The sequence below is a fragment of the Streptomyces pseudovenezuelae genome (assembly GCF_001513955.1).
Taxonomy (GTDB): Bacteria; Actinomycetota; Actinomycetes; order Streptomycetales; family Streptomycetaceae; genus Streptomyces; species Streptomyces pseudovenezuelae.
In genome coordinates this window covers 321,748-337,468 of sequence record NZ_KQ948152.1, presented here as the reverse complement: position 1 = coordinate 337,468, position 15,721 = coordinate 321,748, and the positions used below count along the sequence as shown (strand labels likewise).

Here is a 15,721-nt window from a genome sequence, read left to right as displayed (position 1 = left end):
GCTCTTACGGATCGAGGTCGTCCCCGGCCCGCTCCTGGAAGACACGCAGGGCCTTGGCGGTCACCGGGCCCGGCGCGCCCGGCAGTTCACGCGCGTCGACGCGATGGACGGCCTGGACGTCCCGCAGGGTCGAGGTGAGGAAGATCTCGTCGGCCCGCTCCAGGACGTCCAGCGGCAGGTCGGTCTCCCTGGCCCCGGTCCACTCGACGGTCAGCGCGCGCGTGATGCCCGCGAGGCAGCCGGAGGCGAGCGGCGGAGTGTGGATCTCGCCGTCGAGCACGACGAAGACGTTCGACCCGGTGCCCTCGCACAGCTGCCCGACCGTGTTGGCGAACAGCGCCTCGGAGGCACCGCCCTCACGCGCGCGGGCGAGCGCGACGACGTTCTCGGCGTACGAGGTGGTCTTGAGCCCGGTGAGGGCGCCCCGCTCGTTCCGCGTCCACGGGACGGTGATCACGGCCGTGGAGTCGGGCCGCGGGGCGGACTCGCCGAGGGCGACCACCAGGGTCGGCCCGTGCTCGCCCCGGTCGGATCCGAGGGGCCCGTGGCCACCGGTGTAGGTGATGCGCAAGCGGCCCAGCGGCATCGGATTCGCTTCGAGTACGGCGGCGCAGGCGCGGCGCACCTCGTCGTGATCGGGGTCGGGCAGCCCGAGACCCCGCGCCGACAGTGTCAGCCGGTCGAGATGCCGGGTGAGGGCGAAGAGACGGCCGTCCACCGCCTTCACGGTCTCGAAGATGCCGTCGCCCACGGTCAGCCCGTGGTCGAAGACGGAGACGCGGGCGGTCTCGATGTCCTGCAGCCCGCCGTCGAGCCAGATCTTCACGTAAGGGTCCCTCCACTCACCTCGTACGTTCCCGACGCTACCGCGAGCAGCCGGGACGCCTTCAGCTCGGTCTCCCGCCACTCCCCCTCGGGGTCGGAGCCCCAGGTGATCCCGGCGCCGGTACCGAAACGCAGCACGCCCTCGGCCCGGTCGATCCAGAAGGTGCGGATGCCGACGGCCAGCTCCGCGGTCCCCCGGTCGGCGTCGACCCAGCCGACGCCTCCGCAGTACGGCCCCCGGGGCGCGGTCTCCAGGCCTTCGATGATCCGCAGGGCGCTCGACTTCGGCGCGCCGGTGACCGAACCGGGCGGGAAGGCCGCTCCGAACAGCTCGGCCCAGCCCGCGCCCTCGCGCAGCTCGCCCCGCACACTCGACACGAGGTGAACGAGGCCGGGGTGCTTCTCCACGGCGCACAGGTCGGGCACGGTGACGCTGCCCGTGGCGCACACCCGCCCGAGGTCGTTGCGCACGAGGTCCACGATCATCACGTTCTCGGCGTAGTCCTTGGCCAGCAGATCGGCCTCGGTCCGCCCGGTCCCCTTGATCGGCCCGGACTCCACGACCCGCCCCTCCCGCCGCAGGAACAGCTCGGGGGACGCGGTGGCGATCTCCACCCCGTGCTCCGGCAGCCGAATCGTTCCTGCGTACGGCGCCGGGTTACCCCGGGCCAGCAGCGCGGTCAGCGCGTCCACGTCGGCGCCGGGCGCGAGGGGCGCGGTCAGCACACGGCACAGATTGGCCTGGTAGACCTCGCCGGCGGCGATGTGCGCGCGGATCCGTCGTACGCCCTCGGTGTACGCGGCGCGATCCAGCGACGACGTCCAGTCACCGGCCGCCGGACCCCGCCACGCCCCGGGCACCGGAGCCGGCACCGGAGCCCGGCGTACGTCGGCGAAGCGGGCGCAGGTCAGACCGCCCTCGAAGTCCGCCGCGACGGCCCAGAAGCCGCTGGAGTCCAGGGCCGCGGGATCGCTGGTGACATCGAGGAGACCGGTGGCGACGCGGTCGCCGAAACGGGCGAGAGGAGCGAGGTCGAGCACGTTGCCGAGTCTATGGCGGGTGTCCCGCGGATGACCTGACCATGTCCTTCCGGCCGACCTGACCACGTACGTCGACATGCGCACCGCAGCACGCTGCGCAAACGCGTTTTTGTGCTGGCCCCGGAATCCGCTAGAGTTCAACTCGTCGCCGGGCCGCGCAAGCGGACCGGAAGGACAGGCGAACGTAGCTCAGTTGGTAGAGCGCAACCTTGCCAAGGTTGAGGTCGCGAGTTCGAACCTCGTCGTTCGCTCGAAAGAGCAAGGGAGATCTTCCCGATCCCCCAACACTCCTGGTGGAGTGGCCGAGAGGCGAGGCAACGGCCTGCAAAGCCGTCTACACGGGTTCAAATCCCGTCTCCACCTCCAAGGACGATTAGCTCAGCGGGAGAGCGCTTCCCTGACACGGAAGAGGTCACTGGTTCAATCCCAGTATCGTCCACTGGATCTTCGAGAGATCGTCGAAGGTCTGACCCGCGCGATTAGCTCAGCGGGAGAGCGCTTCCCTGACACGGAAGAGGTCACTGGTTCAATCCCAGTATCGCGCACGCAGTACACACGATCATGATCGTGGTTTCCCGCGCGATTAGCTCAGCGGGAGAGCGCTTCCCTGACACGGAAGAGGTCACTGGTTCAATCCCAGTATCGCGCACACACCGAAGCCCCCGGCCCTGCGGCCGGGGGCTTCTTCGTCTCCGGGTCAGCTGGAGAACAGCATGTGGCCGAAGCCGCGGTTGCGGTGGTGGCCGCCGTGATGACCCCCGTGACCGCCGTAGTGACCGCCGCCGTGCTGCGGCGCACCCCACGCCGGTGCGCCGGGCGCGGCGGGGTACTGCGGAGCGGCCGGAGGCGGCGGAACGACGGGGCCGCCGCCGTACTGGCCCTCCAGACGGGTCAGCGCCTCCAGCTCGCCGTAGTCGAGAAAGATCCCGCGGCAGCCGCTGCACTGCTCGATCTGGACACCGTTGCGGTTGTACGTGTGCATCGGGGCGTGGCACTTCGGACACTGCATCGTCGGCTCAACTCCTCGCCGGTTGATCCTGCTTAGCGTTACGCCAGGACAGACTCTGTCCGGCTCTGGTCGGTTGCACCCTACTTCGCGAAACCGTTCGCCAACTGCGGCGGGGTGGAACCCATTCGGTCACAGGCCTCGACGACCGCGAGCTCCACGTCGTCCAGCGCGCGGTCCGCCTCGATCGCCTTGACGATCGCCCGGGCCGCGGTCTGCACGGTGAGGGCACGGGCGGGGACGTCCAGGGCCGGCCAGGGGTCACCGCCGGCCGGAACAGCGGGGCCGTCGGCCGCCCGGTAGGCGCCGAGGAAACGGGACCAGTCCTCGGGCGGCAGCAGGCCGCAGGCGTACCAGGCGGCGGGGCGGGCCAGGTCCCAGGCCGGTTCTCCTACGCCGAGGTCGTCGACGTCGATGAGACGCCAGGGGCCGCCGGGAGCGGGGTGGCGGACGAGCTGTCCGAGGTGCAGGTCACCGTGGCAGAGGGTCGTGGTGTCGACCATGGGTGCCTCGCCACGGGCCCAGGCCGGGAGGGTGAGCCAGGCGCGGAGCACGGGAAGGGCGTACCCCTCGCGGGTGGCGGCGAGGAGACGGGCAACGGCGTGAGCCGCCTTGACAGGGCCGCGCATCGGGGGCAGACCGGGGCGGGCCGGGGTGCGGTGAAGGTGGGCGAGGAGGGTGGCGGCCGCTTCCCAGGGCGCGGCCTCGGGGTTCTCCGGGTCCACGGCTTCGCCGTACGGCCAGAAGGTGACGAGCCTGCCGTGCAGATCGACGGGGGTCTCGCCGAGCGGGGGCAGAAGGATGCCGGGCAGGCGGGCGGCCGTGGCCAGACGGGGGGCCAGGTCGGCGGGGGTCGTGTCGGGGGCGTGCGCCTTCGCGACGGTGTCGGCGTGCCGGACCACGGTGGCGTCGGGACGGTCGGCGAGGATTGCCGCGCCGCACGCACACGCCTTCTCCTTGCCGGAGTGCGCCTCAGTTCTCACTCTGAGGGTGAGCTCGGCGAGCAGGGGGTGGGTGGTCACGGTCCTCCCTGGCGGCGGGGGTGGGGGCGCCTAAGTATGTGCCGGGTTCGGTTCGTGTTGCGGGTGCGGGCCGGTGAGGGCTGATCGCGCAGTTCCCCGCGGGCAGCTGCGCTGGGCTTGGGCGGGGCGCCTACGGGGGTGCGGGTTCGGTTCGTGTTGCGGCTGCCGGCCGGTGGGGGCTGGTCGCGCAGTTCCCCGCGCCCCTGAGGAGCTACGGTCAACGGCGCCCCTACGGACCCCACCTTGCCCCACGGGTTTGGTCGTGTTGCGGCTGCCGGCCGGTGGGGGCTGGTCGCGCAGTTCCCCGCGCCCCTAGGGGGGTGCAGTCACGTGTGCCACGACGGAACCGTTGGCCGGGTACGGCGAGAAGGGGACGGGGTGGGGGGTGTCCGCCCGCAGCGGCCGGCGTCCGTTGCAGGGGACAGCTGAAGCAGCAGAAGCGCCGGACCGAGGACGGATACCCCCCCCCCCGTCCCCGACCCACAACCCACCCACCCCCCCCCCAGGGGCGCGGGGAACTGCGCAAAACGCCCGCCCCCACCCAGCCGCACACGAACCCGAACCCGCAAAAGGGCAAAGCAATGCCGGCGCAGCTCCCCAGCTGCGCCGGCATTTTGCCGTCCGCCGCACCCCCGTCCCCACGGGGTTTCATGGGCTGATGTCCCCGCCCGGACCGCTCTTCCGGGCCTGGGGTCGCCGCTCAGCGCCCCAGCATCACTCCCACGGACGACGCCTGTGTGGCCACTGTCTCCCAGCCGTCGAAGACGACGAGGAGCAGGACCGCCAGAGGAAGGGCCATCAGCGTCGCCACCAGCGGGTGACGGCGGCCCGTACGGCGGGGCTGACGTGTGCGGGACAGTGTCCGCGGTGCCGTAAGAGCCATGGTCCCTCTCCTGACCGTTCTGTTGTCGTTGGCAGCGGCGGGTGTCTGACCTCGGGGGACGAGTGCTGCACCCGCCGCTTGACCTCAAATCTAGGCGTCACGGCCCTCCGGCACGTCATGCCCTCGTACCGATTGCCGGGCCTCCCCGAGGATGAGCCATGACCAGCGAAGTACTCCCGTGGGTGGAGACGAGGACCTAGGTCTCCGGGTCTTCCCGGAGGGGTCGCCCGGTCTGCCCCGCTTTCTCCGAGCTGTCCTCACGCGGCACCGGCTGCTCCACCAGAGCCAGCACCCGGGTCGCCATGAAACGGGCCGTCCGCACCACCGATCCGTTCCGCGTGACTTCGCTCACTTCCACGACACCTCGTCGTACCGCCGTCTCCACCCGGCGGCCCGCCCTGCTCGCCACCACCTCGTACGTACGCGTCGTGTCCCCTGCGTCCACGACTATCTCCACGCGATCACCCTTCACGGGTTCAATCCCCCTTCTGCGACGGGTGGTTGGGATCACATCAGAACCGAAGTCCGCCCGCCCTCCGGCTCCCTGACCACCCTTCAATTCTCCCACCCGGCACTGACAATCCATCGGGACGAGAGGGCGCGGCCTCTGCGCGCGGCGGCCCGCGGAAACGTAAGCTGTGGCTCGTCACACGGACCGGGCAGCGGGGATGAACATGGCGATGATGCGCCTGAGGCGCGAGGACCCGCGCGTCGTCGGCTCGTTCAGGCTTCACAGACGGCTCGGCGCCGGGGGGATGGGAGTCGTCTACCTGGGCTCCGACCGCAAGGGGCAGCGGGTCGCGCTGAAGGTCATCCGGCCGGATCTGGCCGAGGACCAGGAGTTCCGGTCCCGGTTCGCGCGCGAGGTCTCCGCCGCCCGGCGGATCCGCGGCGGCTGCACCGCCCGGCTCGTCGCCGCGGACCTGGAAGCGGACCGTCCGTGGTTCGCCACCCAGTACGTGCCCGGCCCCTCCCTCCACGACAAGGTCGCCGACGAGGGTTCTCTCGGCGCCGCCGAGGTCGCCTCCATCGGGGCCGCCCTGTCGGAGGGGCTCGTCGCCGTGCACGAGGCGGGGGTCGTGCACCGCGACCTCAAGCCGTCGAACATCCTCCTGTCCCCCAAGGGCCCCCGGATCATCGACTTCGGTATCGCCTGGGCGACCGGGGCCTCCACCCTCACCCATGTCGGCACCGCCGTCGGCTCCCCCGGCTTCCTCGCGCCCGAGCAGGTGCGCGGCGCCGCGGTGACGCCGGCCACGGACGTATTCTCCCTGGGCGCGACCCTGGCGTACGCCTCGATGGGCGACTCGCCCTTCGGGCACGGCAGTTCCGAGGTGATGCTGTACCGCGTGGTGCACGAGGAGGCCCAGCTGCACGGTGTGCCCGACGCGGTGGCCCCGCTCATCCGCGCCTGTCTGGCGAAGGACCCCGAGGAGCGGCCGAGCACCCTCCAACTGTCCCTGCGGCTCAAGGAGATCGCGGCCCGCGAGGCACAGGACCTGCCGGATCTGCGCCCGCCCGGCCCGCGCGCCGGCGAGGCGGACCGGCCCACCGGGCGCATCGCCGACACCTATCCGGAGCGGGCCGCGCAGCGACGCCCCCAGGGACAGCCGGGCCCCTCCGGCTCCCAGGCGGGTTCCCCGGCCCGCGGTTCCGGACAGGGCCGGGGCCAGGCCGCCGCCCGAGGCGGTGCCCCGTCACGCGGCGGCAGCACCCCGCGCGGCAACGGCGTGCCCTCCTCCCGCTCCGGCCCCCGGCCGACCCCCGCCGCCTCGCGGAACACCACCCGCTCCGGCAGCGGAAGCCGGCCCGCGCCGCGCAGCGGTACCGGCCGCCCGGCCCCCAGGAACACCAAGACGGGGCTGCGCCCCGCGAACCCGCGCCTCCTGCGCCAGCGGCTGTTCGTGTTCGTCGTCGTGACGCTGCTCGTGGCGCTCGGCATCGCCGCGGCCCAGGGCTGCCAGGGACCGTCGCGCGGACTCGGCGGCGACGGCGACGGCGTCGTACGGGAGCAGCGGCAGGGACAGGTGCACACGCTGCCGGACCCGGCGCCGCAGCAGCGGTCGTAGGGGAACGGCGGCACGGACCGAGCACGCCGCCGGGACCCTCGTAGGCGATCCCGGGCGGGAGGAAACCGCTGGTCAGGCCTGGGGGCGTCCGGTGGCGACCGCGTAGAAGGCGACCGCGGCCGCCGCTCCCACGTTGAGGGAGTCGACGCCGTGGGCCATCGGGATGCGGACCCATTCGTCGGCGGCGACCAGGGCCTGGGTGGTCAGGCCGTCGCCCTCGGCGCCGAGCATCAGCGCGACCCGGTCCATCCTGTGCGGGGCGGCCTCGTCGAGGGTCTTCGCCTTGGCGTCCGGGGTGAGGGCGAGGAGGGTGAAACCGGCCTCGCGGACCGAGTCCAGGCTCTTGGGCCAGGTGTCGAGGCGGGCGTAGGGGACGGAGAAGACCGCGCCCATCGAGACCTTGACGCTGCGGCGGTACAGGGGATCGGCGCAGTCCGGGGACAGCAGCACGGCGTCCATGCCGAGGGCCGCCGCCGAGCGGAAGATCGCGCCGATGTTGGTGTGGTCGTTGACCGACTCCATGACCACCACGCGCCGGGCGCTCTGGAGCAACTCGGCCGCCGTGGGCAGCGGTTTGCGCTGCATGGAGGCGAGCGCGCCGCGGTGCACGTGGTAGCCGGTGACCTGCTCGGCGAGTTCCGGGCTGACGGCGTAGACCGGGGCGGGGAGTTCGTCGATGACGTCGCGCATGACGTCGACCCACTTGGCGGAGAGCAGCATGGAGCGCATCTCGTAGCCCGCGTCCTTCGCCCGGCGGATGACCTTCTCACCCTCGGCGATGAACAGGCCCTCGGCCGGCTCGCGTTTGCGGCGCAGTTCGACGTCGGTCAGGCCCGTGTAGTCGTGCAGGCGCGGGTCGTCGGGATCCTCGACGGTGATGAGATCGGCCACAGGGTGATACTGCCTTGTCCTGGGAGCGGTGCCAACGGCTGGGAACGGGTTGTGTTACCCCGGGTTACTCCGAGGGCTCCGACACCTGCGGTCCCACGGCGACGACCTCGCCGACGACGATGACGGCCGGGGGCTTGACGTCCTCGGCGACGACCACCTCGGCGACCGTCGCCAGGGTGGCGTCCACCCGGCGCTGGGCGGCCGTCGTCCCCTCCTGGACCAGGGCGACCGGGGTGTCGGGCGACTTGCCGTGGGCGACCAGCGTCTCGGCGATCCGGCCGATCTTGTCGACCCCCATGAGGATCACGAGGGTGCCGGTGAGCTTGGCGAGCGAGGCCCAGTCGACCAGGGAGCGTTCGTCGTCCGGGGCCACGTGGCCGCTGACCACGGTGAACTCGTGGGCCACGCCCCGGTGGGTGACGGGGATGCCGGCCGCGCCCGGGACCGAGATCGAGCTGGAGATGCCGGGCACGACCGTGCAGGGGATGCCGGCCTCGGCGAGGGCGTGCAGCTCCTCCATGCCACGGCCGAAGACATAGGGGTCGCCGCCCTTGAGCCGTACGACCGACTTGCCCTGCTTGGCGTGCTCGATCAGGGCGTTGTTGATGGCCTCCTGGGCCATGAAGCGGCCGTACGGGATCTTCGCCGCGTCGATCACCTCGACATGCGAGGGCAGTTCGGCGAGGAGGTCGCGGGGGCCGAGGCGGTCGGCGATGACGACGTCGGCCTCGGCGAGCAGCCGGCGGCCGCGGACCGTGATCAGGTCGGGGTCGCCGGGGCCGCCGCCGACGAGGGCGACGCCGGGGGTGCGGGTGCGGTAGTGGGGGGCGACCAGGGTGCCGTCGCGCAGGCCCTCGACGACCGCGTCCCGGACGGCCGCCGTGTGGCGGGGGTCGCGGCCCTTCGCGTTGGTCGTGAGCACGGCGACCGTGACGCCCTCGCTGTGGCCCGTCGCCGGTGTCCAGGCGGTGGCGGCGTCGGCGTCGTCGGAGCGGACGCACCAGACGCGGTGGCGCTCGGCCTCGGCGGAGGCACGGGTGTTCGCCTCGGGGTCGCTGGTGGCGATGAGGGCGTACCAGGCGTTTTCCAGGTCGCCCTCGGCGTAGGGGCGCCGGTGCCAGGTGATCTCCCCGGCGTCCGCCATGGCCTCGACGGAGGGGGTCGCCTCGGGGGAGACGAGGAGGACGTCCGCGCCCGCCGCGATCAGGGCCGGGAGGCGGCGCTGGGCGACCTGGCCACCGCCGAGGACGACGACCTTGCGGCCGGTGAGGCGGAGGCCTACGGGGTAGGCGGGGTTCTCGGCCATGAGGGGCGGCTCCTCTTTACGGCTGTGCAGTGGCCCTGACGTGCGGATTTTACGGGGTGGGTGGGGACGGCGGCTGAGGTGTCCGGTGGCTGGGCGTCATTGCCGGGCGCAGGCGTCCGTGCTCACCCGTCCCGCCCTGTGGGACGACTGCCCACGGACGCACGACGGCCTGCCGTCCCGGACCTGCGTGCGAAGAGACCCGGAGACGGAGCGTCCCCGGGTCTCTCGCCCGGCGCCTACTTCTCGGTGACCCCTGCGGAGTCGAAGGTCGCCACCTCGTGCATCGCCCGCGCCGTGCTCTGGACCAGCGGCAGGGCCAGGAGCGCGCCCGTGCCCTCGCCCAGACGGAGGTCGAGGTCGACCAAGGGGCGCAGGCCGAGCTTGTTCAGGGCGGCCACATGTCCGGGTTCCGCGCTGCGGTGGCCCGCGATGCAGGCCGCGAGGACCTCCGGGGCGATCGCTCGGGCCACCAGGGCGGCGGCGCCCGCGCTGACCCCGTCGAGGATGACCGGTGTGCGCAGGGAGGCGCCGCCGAGCAGCAGGCCCACCATCGCCGCGTGTTCGAAGCCGCCGATGGCCGCCAGGACGCCGATCGGGTCGGCGGGGTCCGGCTGGTGGAGTTCGATCGCGCGGCGCACGACCTCGGTCTTGCGGGCCAGGGTCTCGTCGTTGATGCCCGTGCCGCGGCCGGTGACCTCGGCGGGGTCGGTGCCGGTGAAGACCGAGATCAGGGCGGCGGACGCGGTGGTGTTCGCGATGCCCATCTCGCCCGTGAGGAGCGCCTTGTTGCCGGCCGCGACCAGGTCGCGCGCGGTCTCGATGCCGACCTCGATGGCCTGCTTGGCCTCCTCGCGGGTCATCGCGGGGCCGGTGGTCATGTCGGAGGTGCCGGCCCGGATCTTGCGGGGCAACAGGCCGGGGGTGGCCGGGAGTTCGGAGGCCACGCCGACGTCGACCACGCACACCTCGGCGCCCACCTGGCCGGCGAAGGCGTTGCAGACCGCGCCGCCGCCGAGGAAGTTGGCGACCATCTGGGCCGTCACCTCCTGCGGCCAGGGGGTGACGCCCTGGGCGTGCACGCCGTGGTCACCGGCGAAGATCGCGACGGCCGCGGGCTCCGGGATCGGCGGCGGGCACTGCCGGGAGAGCCCGGACAGCTGGGCGGAGATGATCTCCAGCATGCCGAGCGCGCCGGCCGGCTTGGTCATCCGCTTCTGCCGCTCCCAGGCCTCGCCGAGCGCCTTGGCGTCCAGCGGGCGGATCTGGGCGACGGTCTCGCCGAGCAGGTCGTGCGGCTCCTCGCCGGGCAGGGCGCGGCGGCCGTACGTCTCCTCGTGCACGACCCAGGACAGCGGGCGCCGCTTGGACCAGCCGGCCTGCATCAGCTCGGGCTCGTCCGGGAACTCGTCGACGTACCCGACGCACAGGTAGGCGATGACCTCCAGGTGGTCGGGCAGGCCGAGGGCGCGGACCATCTCGCGCTCGTCGAAGAAGCTGACCCAGCCGACGCCGAGGCCCTCGGCGCGGGCGGCGAGCCAGAGGTTCTCCACGGCGAGCGCGGCGGAGTACGGGGCCATCTGCGGCTGTGTGTGGCGGCCGAGGGTGTGGCGGCCGCCGCGGGTCGGGTCGGCGGTGACGACGATGTTCACCGGGGTTTCGAGGATGGCCTCGATCTTCAGTTCCTTGAACTGCTTGGCCCGGCCCTTGGGCAGCGACTTGGCGTAGGCCTCGCGCTGGCGCTGGGCCAGGTCCTGCATCGCGGCGCGCGTCTCGGCGGAGCGGATGACGACGAAGTCCCAGGGCTGCGAGTGGCCGACGGAGGGCGCGGTGTGGGCGGCCTCCAGGACCCGGAGCAGCACCTCGTGCGGGATCGGGTCGCTGCGGAAGCCGTTGCGGATGTCGCGGCGCTCCCGCATGACCTTGAGGACGGCCTCGCGCTCTGCGTCGTCGTAGGCGGGCGCGGCGGGGCCCGTGGACTGTCGTGCCTCTTCCACGGGAGCCGTGCTCACTTCCTGGTCTTCCTGGTCTTCCTGATCGGCGGCCCGGGTGTCCAGGTCGTCCGCCTGCTGGGCGAATTGGGGGTCGCCGACCGCTTCGCGCGGGGCCGGGACCACGGCCTGCCCGGTGTCGTCCGCGGGGAGCGACAGGGGGTGCGGCGGGGTCGGCGCGAGGTGCGGGGTGGTCGGCACGGTTCCGTCCACCGGCACGAACTCACCCAGGGGCTGGCCCGGTTGGGGTTCCAGGGGAACTCCCGCGGGCAGGACGACGGGCGGCTCCGTGGAACCGGGGGCCGCGAACTGGAGCTGAGCGTCGGGCAGTTCCGCCGCGAACGGCTGCGGCAGCGGCGCCTGCGGGCCCTGCGGTGCCTGGTCCGGGGTGGGCGGGAACTCCTCGTGGGCGGCGGGCCGCACGTCCGTGTCGGCCGCGTCCGCCGCGACGGGCTCCGGCGCCTCCCGGGCGGGATCCTGCGGGGCGGGCCGGTCGAGGTCCGGGGCCGGTACGACGTGGGCCGGCTGCGGCTCCCCGGTGGACACGGTCTGGGCGGCAAGGGCGGGCTCGGGGGCCTGCTCGGGCTCGGCTGCCGTCTGCTGCTCGGCGGGCGCCGCGCTCTCGACGGGGAGGGGCTGGGGCAGCTCGCCGAGGAGCGGCACGAAGGCCTCCGCGAGGGACGGCCCGGGAGCGTCGGCGGCAGAGTCGTCCTCCGCGAGTGCGGGGAGGTCTTCGGCCGGTGCGGTGACGGCGTCCGCGGGCTGCGGGGCCGGTGACGCCTCCGCGGGTGCCTGGAGAGCTACGGCTTCGGGGGCGTCCGGGGTGGCCTCGGCTACGGCTTCCTCGGCTACGGCTTCCTCAGCCACGGCTTCTTCGGCTACGGCTTCTTCGACGGGGAGCGCGGCTTCCGGAGCTGCGGTTTCCGGGGCGACAGCTTCCGGAGCTGCCACTTCCGGGGCGGCGACGGCTTCCTGGGCAGCCTCGGGAGCGAGCACCGGTGCCTGGGGCACGTCCTCGACGGCAACCGCCTCCGGGGCGACCGCTTCAGGTACGACCGCTTCAGGCGCGACCACTTCAGGCGCGGCCTCTTCCGCAGCGACAACAGCCTGCGGGGCCTCGGCGGCCACCGCGTCCTGCTCCTCCGCGGCCGACTCGGCTCCGGCGACCTCCGCCTCCGTCACCGCGGGCTCGGCCTCGACGGGCTCGGCGACCGGCACGACGGCATCGGCGTCGACCGCCGCAGCGGGGACCTCCACGACAGCCACGGCCTCGGGCACGGGCACCTGCTCGGCCTCCTCGGTCACCGGCGCGGCCTCGGCGGCGTCGACGTCCGGCAGGTCCGCGCCGACGGCGGGCTGGACCTCGTCGGGCAGGGAGCCGTCTCCCGGCACCTGCCCCACCTGCCCCTCGCTCGGATCGGCGCCGACGGCAGCGGCGGGCTCGGCCGCCACCGGCTGCACTCCGTCCGCCCCGGAACCGTCGCCCATGACCTGGACCGCTTCGGCAGCGGGAGCCTGCGAGGGCTCCGGCGCCGGCTCGGCCTCGGGGCCCGGCCCGGCGTCCGGCACCGGGGCCACCGCGACCTCGTACTCGGCGCCTACGGCCTCGGAGGCGAGGCGGGCCACCGCGGCCTGCGCCGCGCCCACGGGTTCCGGGGCCGGAACAACCGTTTCGGCAGCCGGGGCCACCGTGCTCACCGGCACCTGGACGGCGGCCTGGGCCGGGGCGCCCCACGGGACCGCGCCCTGCGGCTGCGGGGCGTCGAAGTACTCGGCGCCGGGCATGACCGGCTGCCGTACCGGCGCGCCCGCGGGGCCGCGATCGGCGAGGGAGCGGACCGGGCTCGCGGAGGCGTCGGGGATCGGCGGACCGAGGTGCAGCGGCCGTCGGGGCGTGATGGGCGGGATCGGCACCGAAGGAGCCTGGAGCTGGGGGGTGCGGACCGCGCTCAGATCGTGCGCTCCGCTGTCCCGGCCGGACATCTCGTGCGGGCCCGGCTCGTGGACGGTCTCGACGACCGGCTCCGGGGCGGGCGGGGCGACCTCGTTGCCCCAAGGGCTCTGGGCGCCCGGCAGCAGCAACAGGTCTTCGTCCTCGGCGGTGGTCTCGGAGAGGTAGGTGTACGCACCCGGCGCGGGGACGCCCGGCTGTTCCACCATGCCTGCGTTCTCCGGCAGTCCCTCGCCCGGAACCTGGCCGGTGTCGGTCATGCGTACCCCTCGCCCATCGGTTAGTGCTTCTACGACCAGCTCACCGGGGACGGCGCACCGACCGCCCCCGTGATGAAGAACGAGCGTGCGTGCCCAGCGGCACGAACGGCCCGCCGAGAAAGACGACAAAGCCATTAACTGGCATTGTCCCGGCCGTTCTCCCGTCGCGACAGGTTGATCCGCGACAGCCCACTGTGGACTGCGCCACGTTGCGCGTCCTCCGGTTCTGCCGTACCGCACCCATCCCAAAACGGGCGCGCTTTCCGGACATTGACGAACGAATGCCGGGCAGCGGGAGCGGTACAACGGTCGGCCAGCCTACCGCGCGCAGTACGACAACAGGATCACGGGGACACCGAACGCACGACGGGCAGCGTCAGGCCGTACGGTCCGGCAGCACCCCGCTGAGCAGGAACGCGACACTCCGTTCCGTCTCCGTCCAGGCCCGGGTGTCGAGTTCGACGGACTGGAGGAGGGCGCACTCGACGCGGTAGCCGTGCTCGGTGAGGTCGCGGCCGACGAGTTCGGCCTCGTCACGGGTGGCCGCGTGGGCCACGATCCGCTGCGGACGCCGGTCGGCGACCGCGGAGACCACAGCCACTCCCCCGCCGCCGACGCGGACGACGTCCGGTTCGGGCAGGTTCTCCAGGACGTGCGGGGCGATGCCGGGGACGATCTGGACCTGGAGTCCGAAGGCACGGGCGTTGGCCTCGGTGCGCTCGCAGGCCCTCAGGTCGCGGTCGACGGCGATGACGGCGGCCCCGGCTCGGGCGGCCTCGGTGGCGAAGGCTCCGCTGCCGCAGCCGATGTCCCACACGAGGTCGCCGACGCGCGGTCCCAGGCGGGCGAGTTGGGCCGCGCGGAGCGGTTCCAGTTCGCCCTCGCCCATGAGGCCGCCGTAGGCCTCGGCGGGCAGGGTCCAGCCGCGGGGCGTGGCGGCCGGGTCGCGGCCCGCGATCCAGCCGCCGTCCTCCGTGACGGCCGCGGTGCCGCCGATGACGATGACGAGGTTGGGGTCGCGCCAGGTGTGGTCGGCGGCCTTGTCGGAGGTGACGACGGTGACCTGTTCGCGGTCGGTGCCCAGTTCCTCGCAGATGACGAAGGTGCGGTGGACACCCTCCATCAGCAGGCCGAGTTCGGCGGGTCCGGCGCCGGGCGAGGTGAGGACGGCGACCTTGGGGTGGGCCCGGCACACGTTCACCGCGCGGCGCAGCGTGCGCCGGTGGGCGACGACCACCTGGGCGTCGTCCCAGGCCATGCCGGCGCGGGCGAAGGCGGCGGCGACCGAGGAGACACCGGGGACGACCTCGACCTCCAGGCCGAACTCGGGTGCGCGCAGGGTCCGTACGACGCCGAAGAAGCCGGGATCGCCGTCGGCGAGCACGACCGCGGTGCCGCGGTGGCCGGTGATACGGCGGGCCGCGAGGGCGACGCTGCCGAGGCGGATGCGTTCGGCGTTGGGTGGCACCTCGGGGAGTGCCAGATGGTGGGCGGCGCCCGCGACCAGCGTGGCGGCGCCGAGGGCGGAGCGTGCCGCGGCCGTCAGCGGCGAGCCGTCCCAGCCGATCACCGTGACCCGGTCGGCCATCGTCTCTCAGTCTCCAGGGGTGTGCGCAGGTTGTCGTCGGTGGGCAGCCCGCGGGCGGCTCCGTGAGGGTACCCGCTCCGCCTCGGAAGCGCTTTCGCCGGCCGGTGCCCCCAAGCGGTCAGTTCCAGTCGGAGTACGTCGTGAAGCCGTCCGTGTCGGCCAGCTGGCCGCCCGCTCCGTCGAGGTCCTCGGGCAGCAGGCTCCACACGATGAAGTCGGTGCGGACGTCGCTCCAGGTGCCGTCGTCGGCGCGGACGTGCGCTATGCAGGCGCCCCGCAGGACGCCTTCGCTGATGCAGCCGATCTTCTGGGCGACCTGCTGGGAGGCGGTGTTGTCGGCCGCCGTGCGCAGCTCGATCCGCTCGAACTTCTGGTCGGTGAACAGCCACTGGGCGGTGGCGAGCGTGGCCTCGGAGGCGTAGCCCTCGCCGCGGGCCCAGGGGGCGATGATGTACGACAACTCCGTCGAGCGGACGTGCCAGTTGGTCTTGGTCAGCTGGACGATGCCGACCAGGCGCTGGGTCAGGAACTCCGTGACCGCGAAGGTGATCCCGCGGCCGGCCTCCCGCTCGGTCGGCGCGTACTGCGTGACCCAGCCGTGCGCCTGTTCCTCGCCGTACGGCTGGGGGACGTCGGTCCAGGCCCCCACCTGCTCGTCGTTCATCATCTCGGCCAGTGCGGGTACGTCGTCCTCGTCGAGGGGGCGCAGCACCAACCGCTCCGTGCTGATGGAGATGTTGGGGAAGGTGCCAGTCATGCGCCACTCCGTAACCGTGGGAAACCTGCAGGGCCTGCTGAACTGCCCAGCATGCAGCATGAAAGCACCGAACCGCATCACGGGGCCCACACATGGTGATGGAGTGGACCCCGTGCGTGGCGATACGTCGTATA

The 15,721-nt window shown here is 73.0% G+C and carries 12 protein-coding genes and 5 tRNA genes; 6 read left to right on the top strand and 11 right to left on the bottom strand.

Annotated elements, in window-relative coordinates; genetic code table 11:
• Positions 1 to 4 precede the first annotated feature (4 nt).
• Both AQI94_RS35875 and AQI94_RS35870 read right to left on the bottom strand, forming a co-directional pair.
• Positions 5 to 826, bottom strand: a complete 822-nt coding sequence (locus AQI94_RS35875; RefSeq protein WP_031060964.1) for an aminotransferase class IV — start codon at positions 824 to 826, stop codon at positions 5 to 7.
• Complete coding sequence (locus tag AQI94_RS35870; protein ID WP_031060962.1) at positions 823 to 1,866, bottom strand: chorismate-binding protein; 1,044 nt, start codon at positions 1,864 to 1,866, stop codon at positions 823 to 825. Before AQI94_RS35870 ends, AQI94_RS35875 begins: the two co-directional genes overlap by 4 nt.
• Before the next feature lie 178 nt (positions 1,867 to 2,044).
• Here AQI94_RS35870 and AQI94_RS35865 point away from each other — a divergent pair.
• From AQI94_RS35865 to AQI94_RS35845, 5 genes are all read left to right on the top strand, one after another.
• Positions 2,045 to 2,117 (top strand) — tRNA-Gly (locus AQI94_RS35865).
• A gap of 41 nt (positions 2,118 to 2,158) precedes the next feature.
• Positions 2,159 to 2,232 (top strand) — tRNA-Cys (locus AQI94_RS35860).
• Between the two features lies 1 nt (position 2,233).
• A tRNA-Val gene (locus AQI94_RS35855) sits at positions 2,234 to 2,305 on the top strand.
• Positions 2,306 to 2,339: 34 nt separating this feature from the next.
• Positions 2,340 to 2,411 (top strand) — tRNA-Val (locus AQI94_RS35850).
• 32 nt (positions 2,412 to 2,443) lie between these two features.
• A tRNA-Val gene (locus AQI94_RS35845) sits at positions 2,444 to 2,515 on the top strand.
• 48 nt (positions 2,516 to 2,563) lie between these two features.
• On the opposite strand, the gene AQI94_RS35840 is transcribed toward AQI94_RS35845, so the two are convergent.
• The 4 genes from AQI94_RS35840 to AQI94_RS35825 all read right to left on the bottom strand — a co-directional run bounded on the left by AQI94_RS35840 (position 2,564) and on the right by AQI94_RS35825 (position 5,249).
• Complete coding sequence (locus AQI94_RS35840) at positions 2,564 to 2,875, bottom strand: TFIIB-type zinc ribbon-containing protein (protein ID WP_031054045.1); 312 nt, start codon at positions 2,873 to 2,875, stop codon at positions 2,564 to 2,566.
• 80 nt (positions 2,876 to 2,955) lie between these two features.
• Positions 2,956 to 3,894 carry a phosphotransferase family protein gene (locus AQI94_RS35835; protein WP_031054046.1) on the bottom strand — a complete coding sequence of 313 codons (939 nt, stop codon included), beginning with the start codon at positions 3,892 to 3,894 and terminating at the stop codon, positions 2,956 to 2,958.
• A 700-nt stretch (positions 3,895 to 4,594) separates the two neighbouring features.
• Entirely contained in the window at positions 4,595 to 4,777 is a 183-nt protein-coding gene (locus tag AQI94_RS35830; RefSeq protein WP_028809711.1) for a hypothetical protein, read from the bottom strand.
• Between the two features lie 196 nt (positions 4,778 to 4,973).
• Positions 4,974 to 5,249 carry a hypothetical protein gene (locus tag AQI94_RS35825; protein ID WP_007380750.1) on the bottom strand — a complete coding sequence of 92 codons (276 nt, stop codon included), beginning with the start codon at positions 5,247 to 5,249 and terminating at the stop codon, positions 4,974 to 4,976.
• Positions 5,250 to 5,445: 196 nt separating this feature from the next.
• Between AQI94_RS35825 and AQI94_RS35820 the strand changes: the two genes are divergently transcribed.
• Positions 5,446 to 6,846 carry a serine/threonine-protein kinase gene (locus AQI94_RS35820; RefSeq protein WP_208611878.1) on the top strand — a complete coding sequence of 467 codons (1,401 nt, stop codon included), beginning with the start codon at positions 5,446 to 5,448 and terminating at the stop codon, positions 6,844 to 6,846.
• Positions 6,847 to 6,918: 72 nt separating this feature from the next.
• Here the strand turns inward: AQI94_RS35820 and AQI94_RS35815 are convergent, their stop codons facing one another.
• The 5 genes from AQI94_RS35815 to AQI94_RS35795 form a co-directional block, all read right to left on the bottom strand.
• The gene (locus tag AQI94_RS35815) at positions 6,919 to 7,737 is read right to left on the bottom strand and encodes a TrmH family RNA methyltransferase (protein WP_031052191.1); all 819 of its coding nucleotides are present in this window, start codon (positions 7,735 to 7,737) and stop codon (positions 6,919 to 6,921) included.
• 64 nt (positions 7,738 to 7,801) lie between these two features.
• Entirely contained in the window at positions 7,802 to 9,043 is a 1,242-nt protein-coding gene (cobA, locus tag AQI94_RS35810; protein WP_031052193.1) for a uroporphyrinogen-III C-methyltransferase, read from the bottom strand.
• A gap of 236 nt (positions 9,044 to 9,279) precedes the next feature.
• Positions 9,280 to 13,242 carry a nicotinate-nucleotide--dimethylbenzimidazole phosphoribosyltransferase gene (gene cobT / locus AQI94_RS35805; RefSeq protein ID WP_062230125.1) on the bottom strand — a complete coding sequence of 1,321 codons (3,963 nt, stop codon included), beginning with the start codon at positions 13,240 to 13,242 and terminating at the stop codon, positions 9,280 to 9,282.
• Between the two features lie 376 nt (positions 13,243 to 13,618).
• A complete protein-coding gene (gene cbiE, locus AQI94_RS35800) occupies positions 13,619 to 14,830 on the bottom strand; it encodes a precorrin-6y C5,15-methyltransferase (decarboxylating) subunit CbiE (RefSeq protein WP_031056118.1) in 1,212 nt (403 codons plus the stop codon).
• 118 nt (positions 14,831 to 14,948) lie between these two features.
• Entirely contained in the window at positions 14,949 to 15,587 is a 639-nt protein-coding gene (locus AQI94_RS35795; RefSeq protein ID WP_031056119.1) for a GNAT family N-acetyltransferase, read from the bottom strand.
• Positions 15,588 to 15,721: the final 134 nt, after the last annotated feature.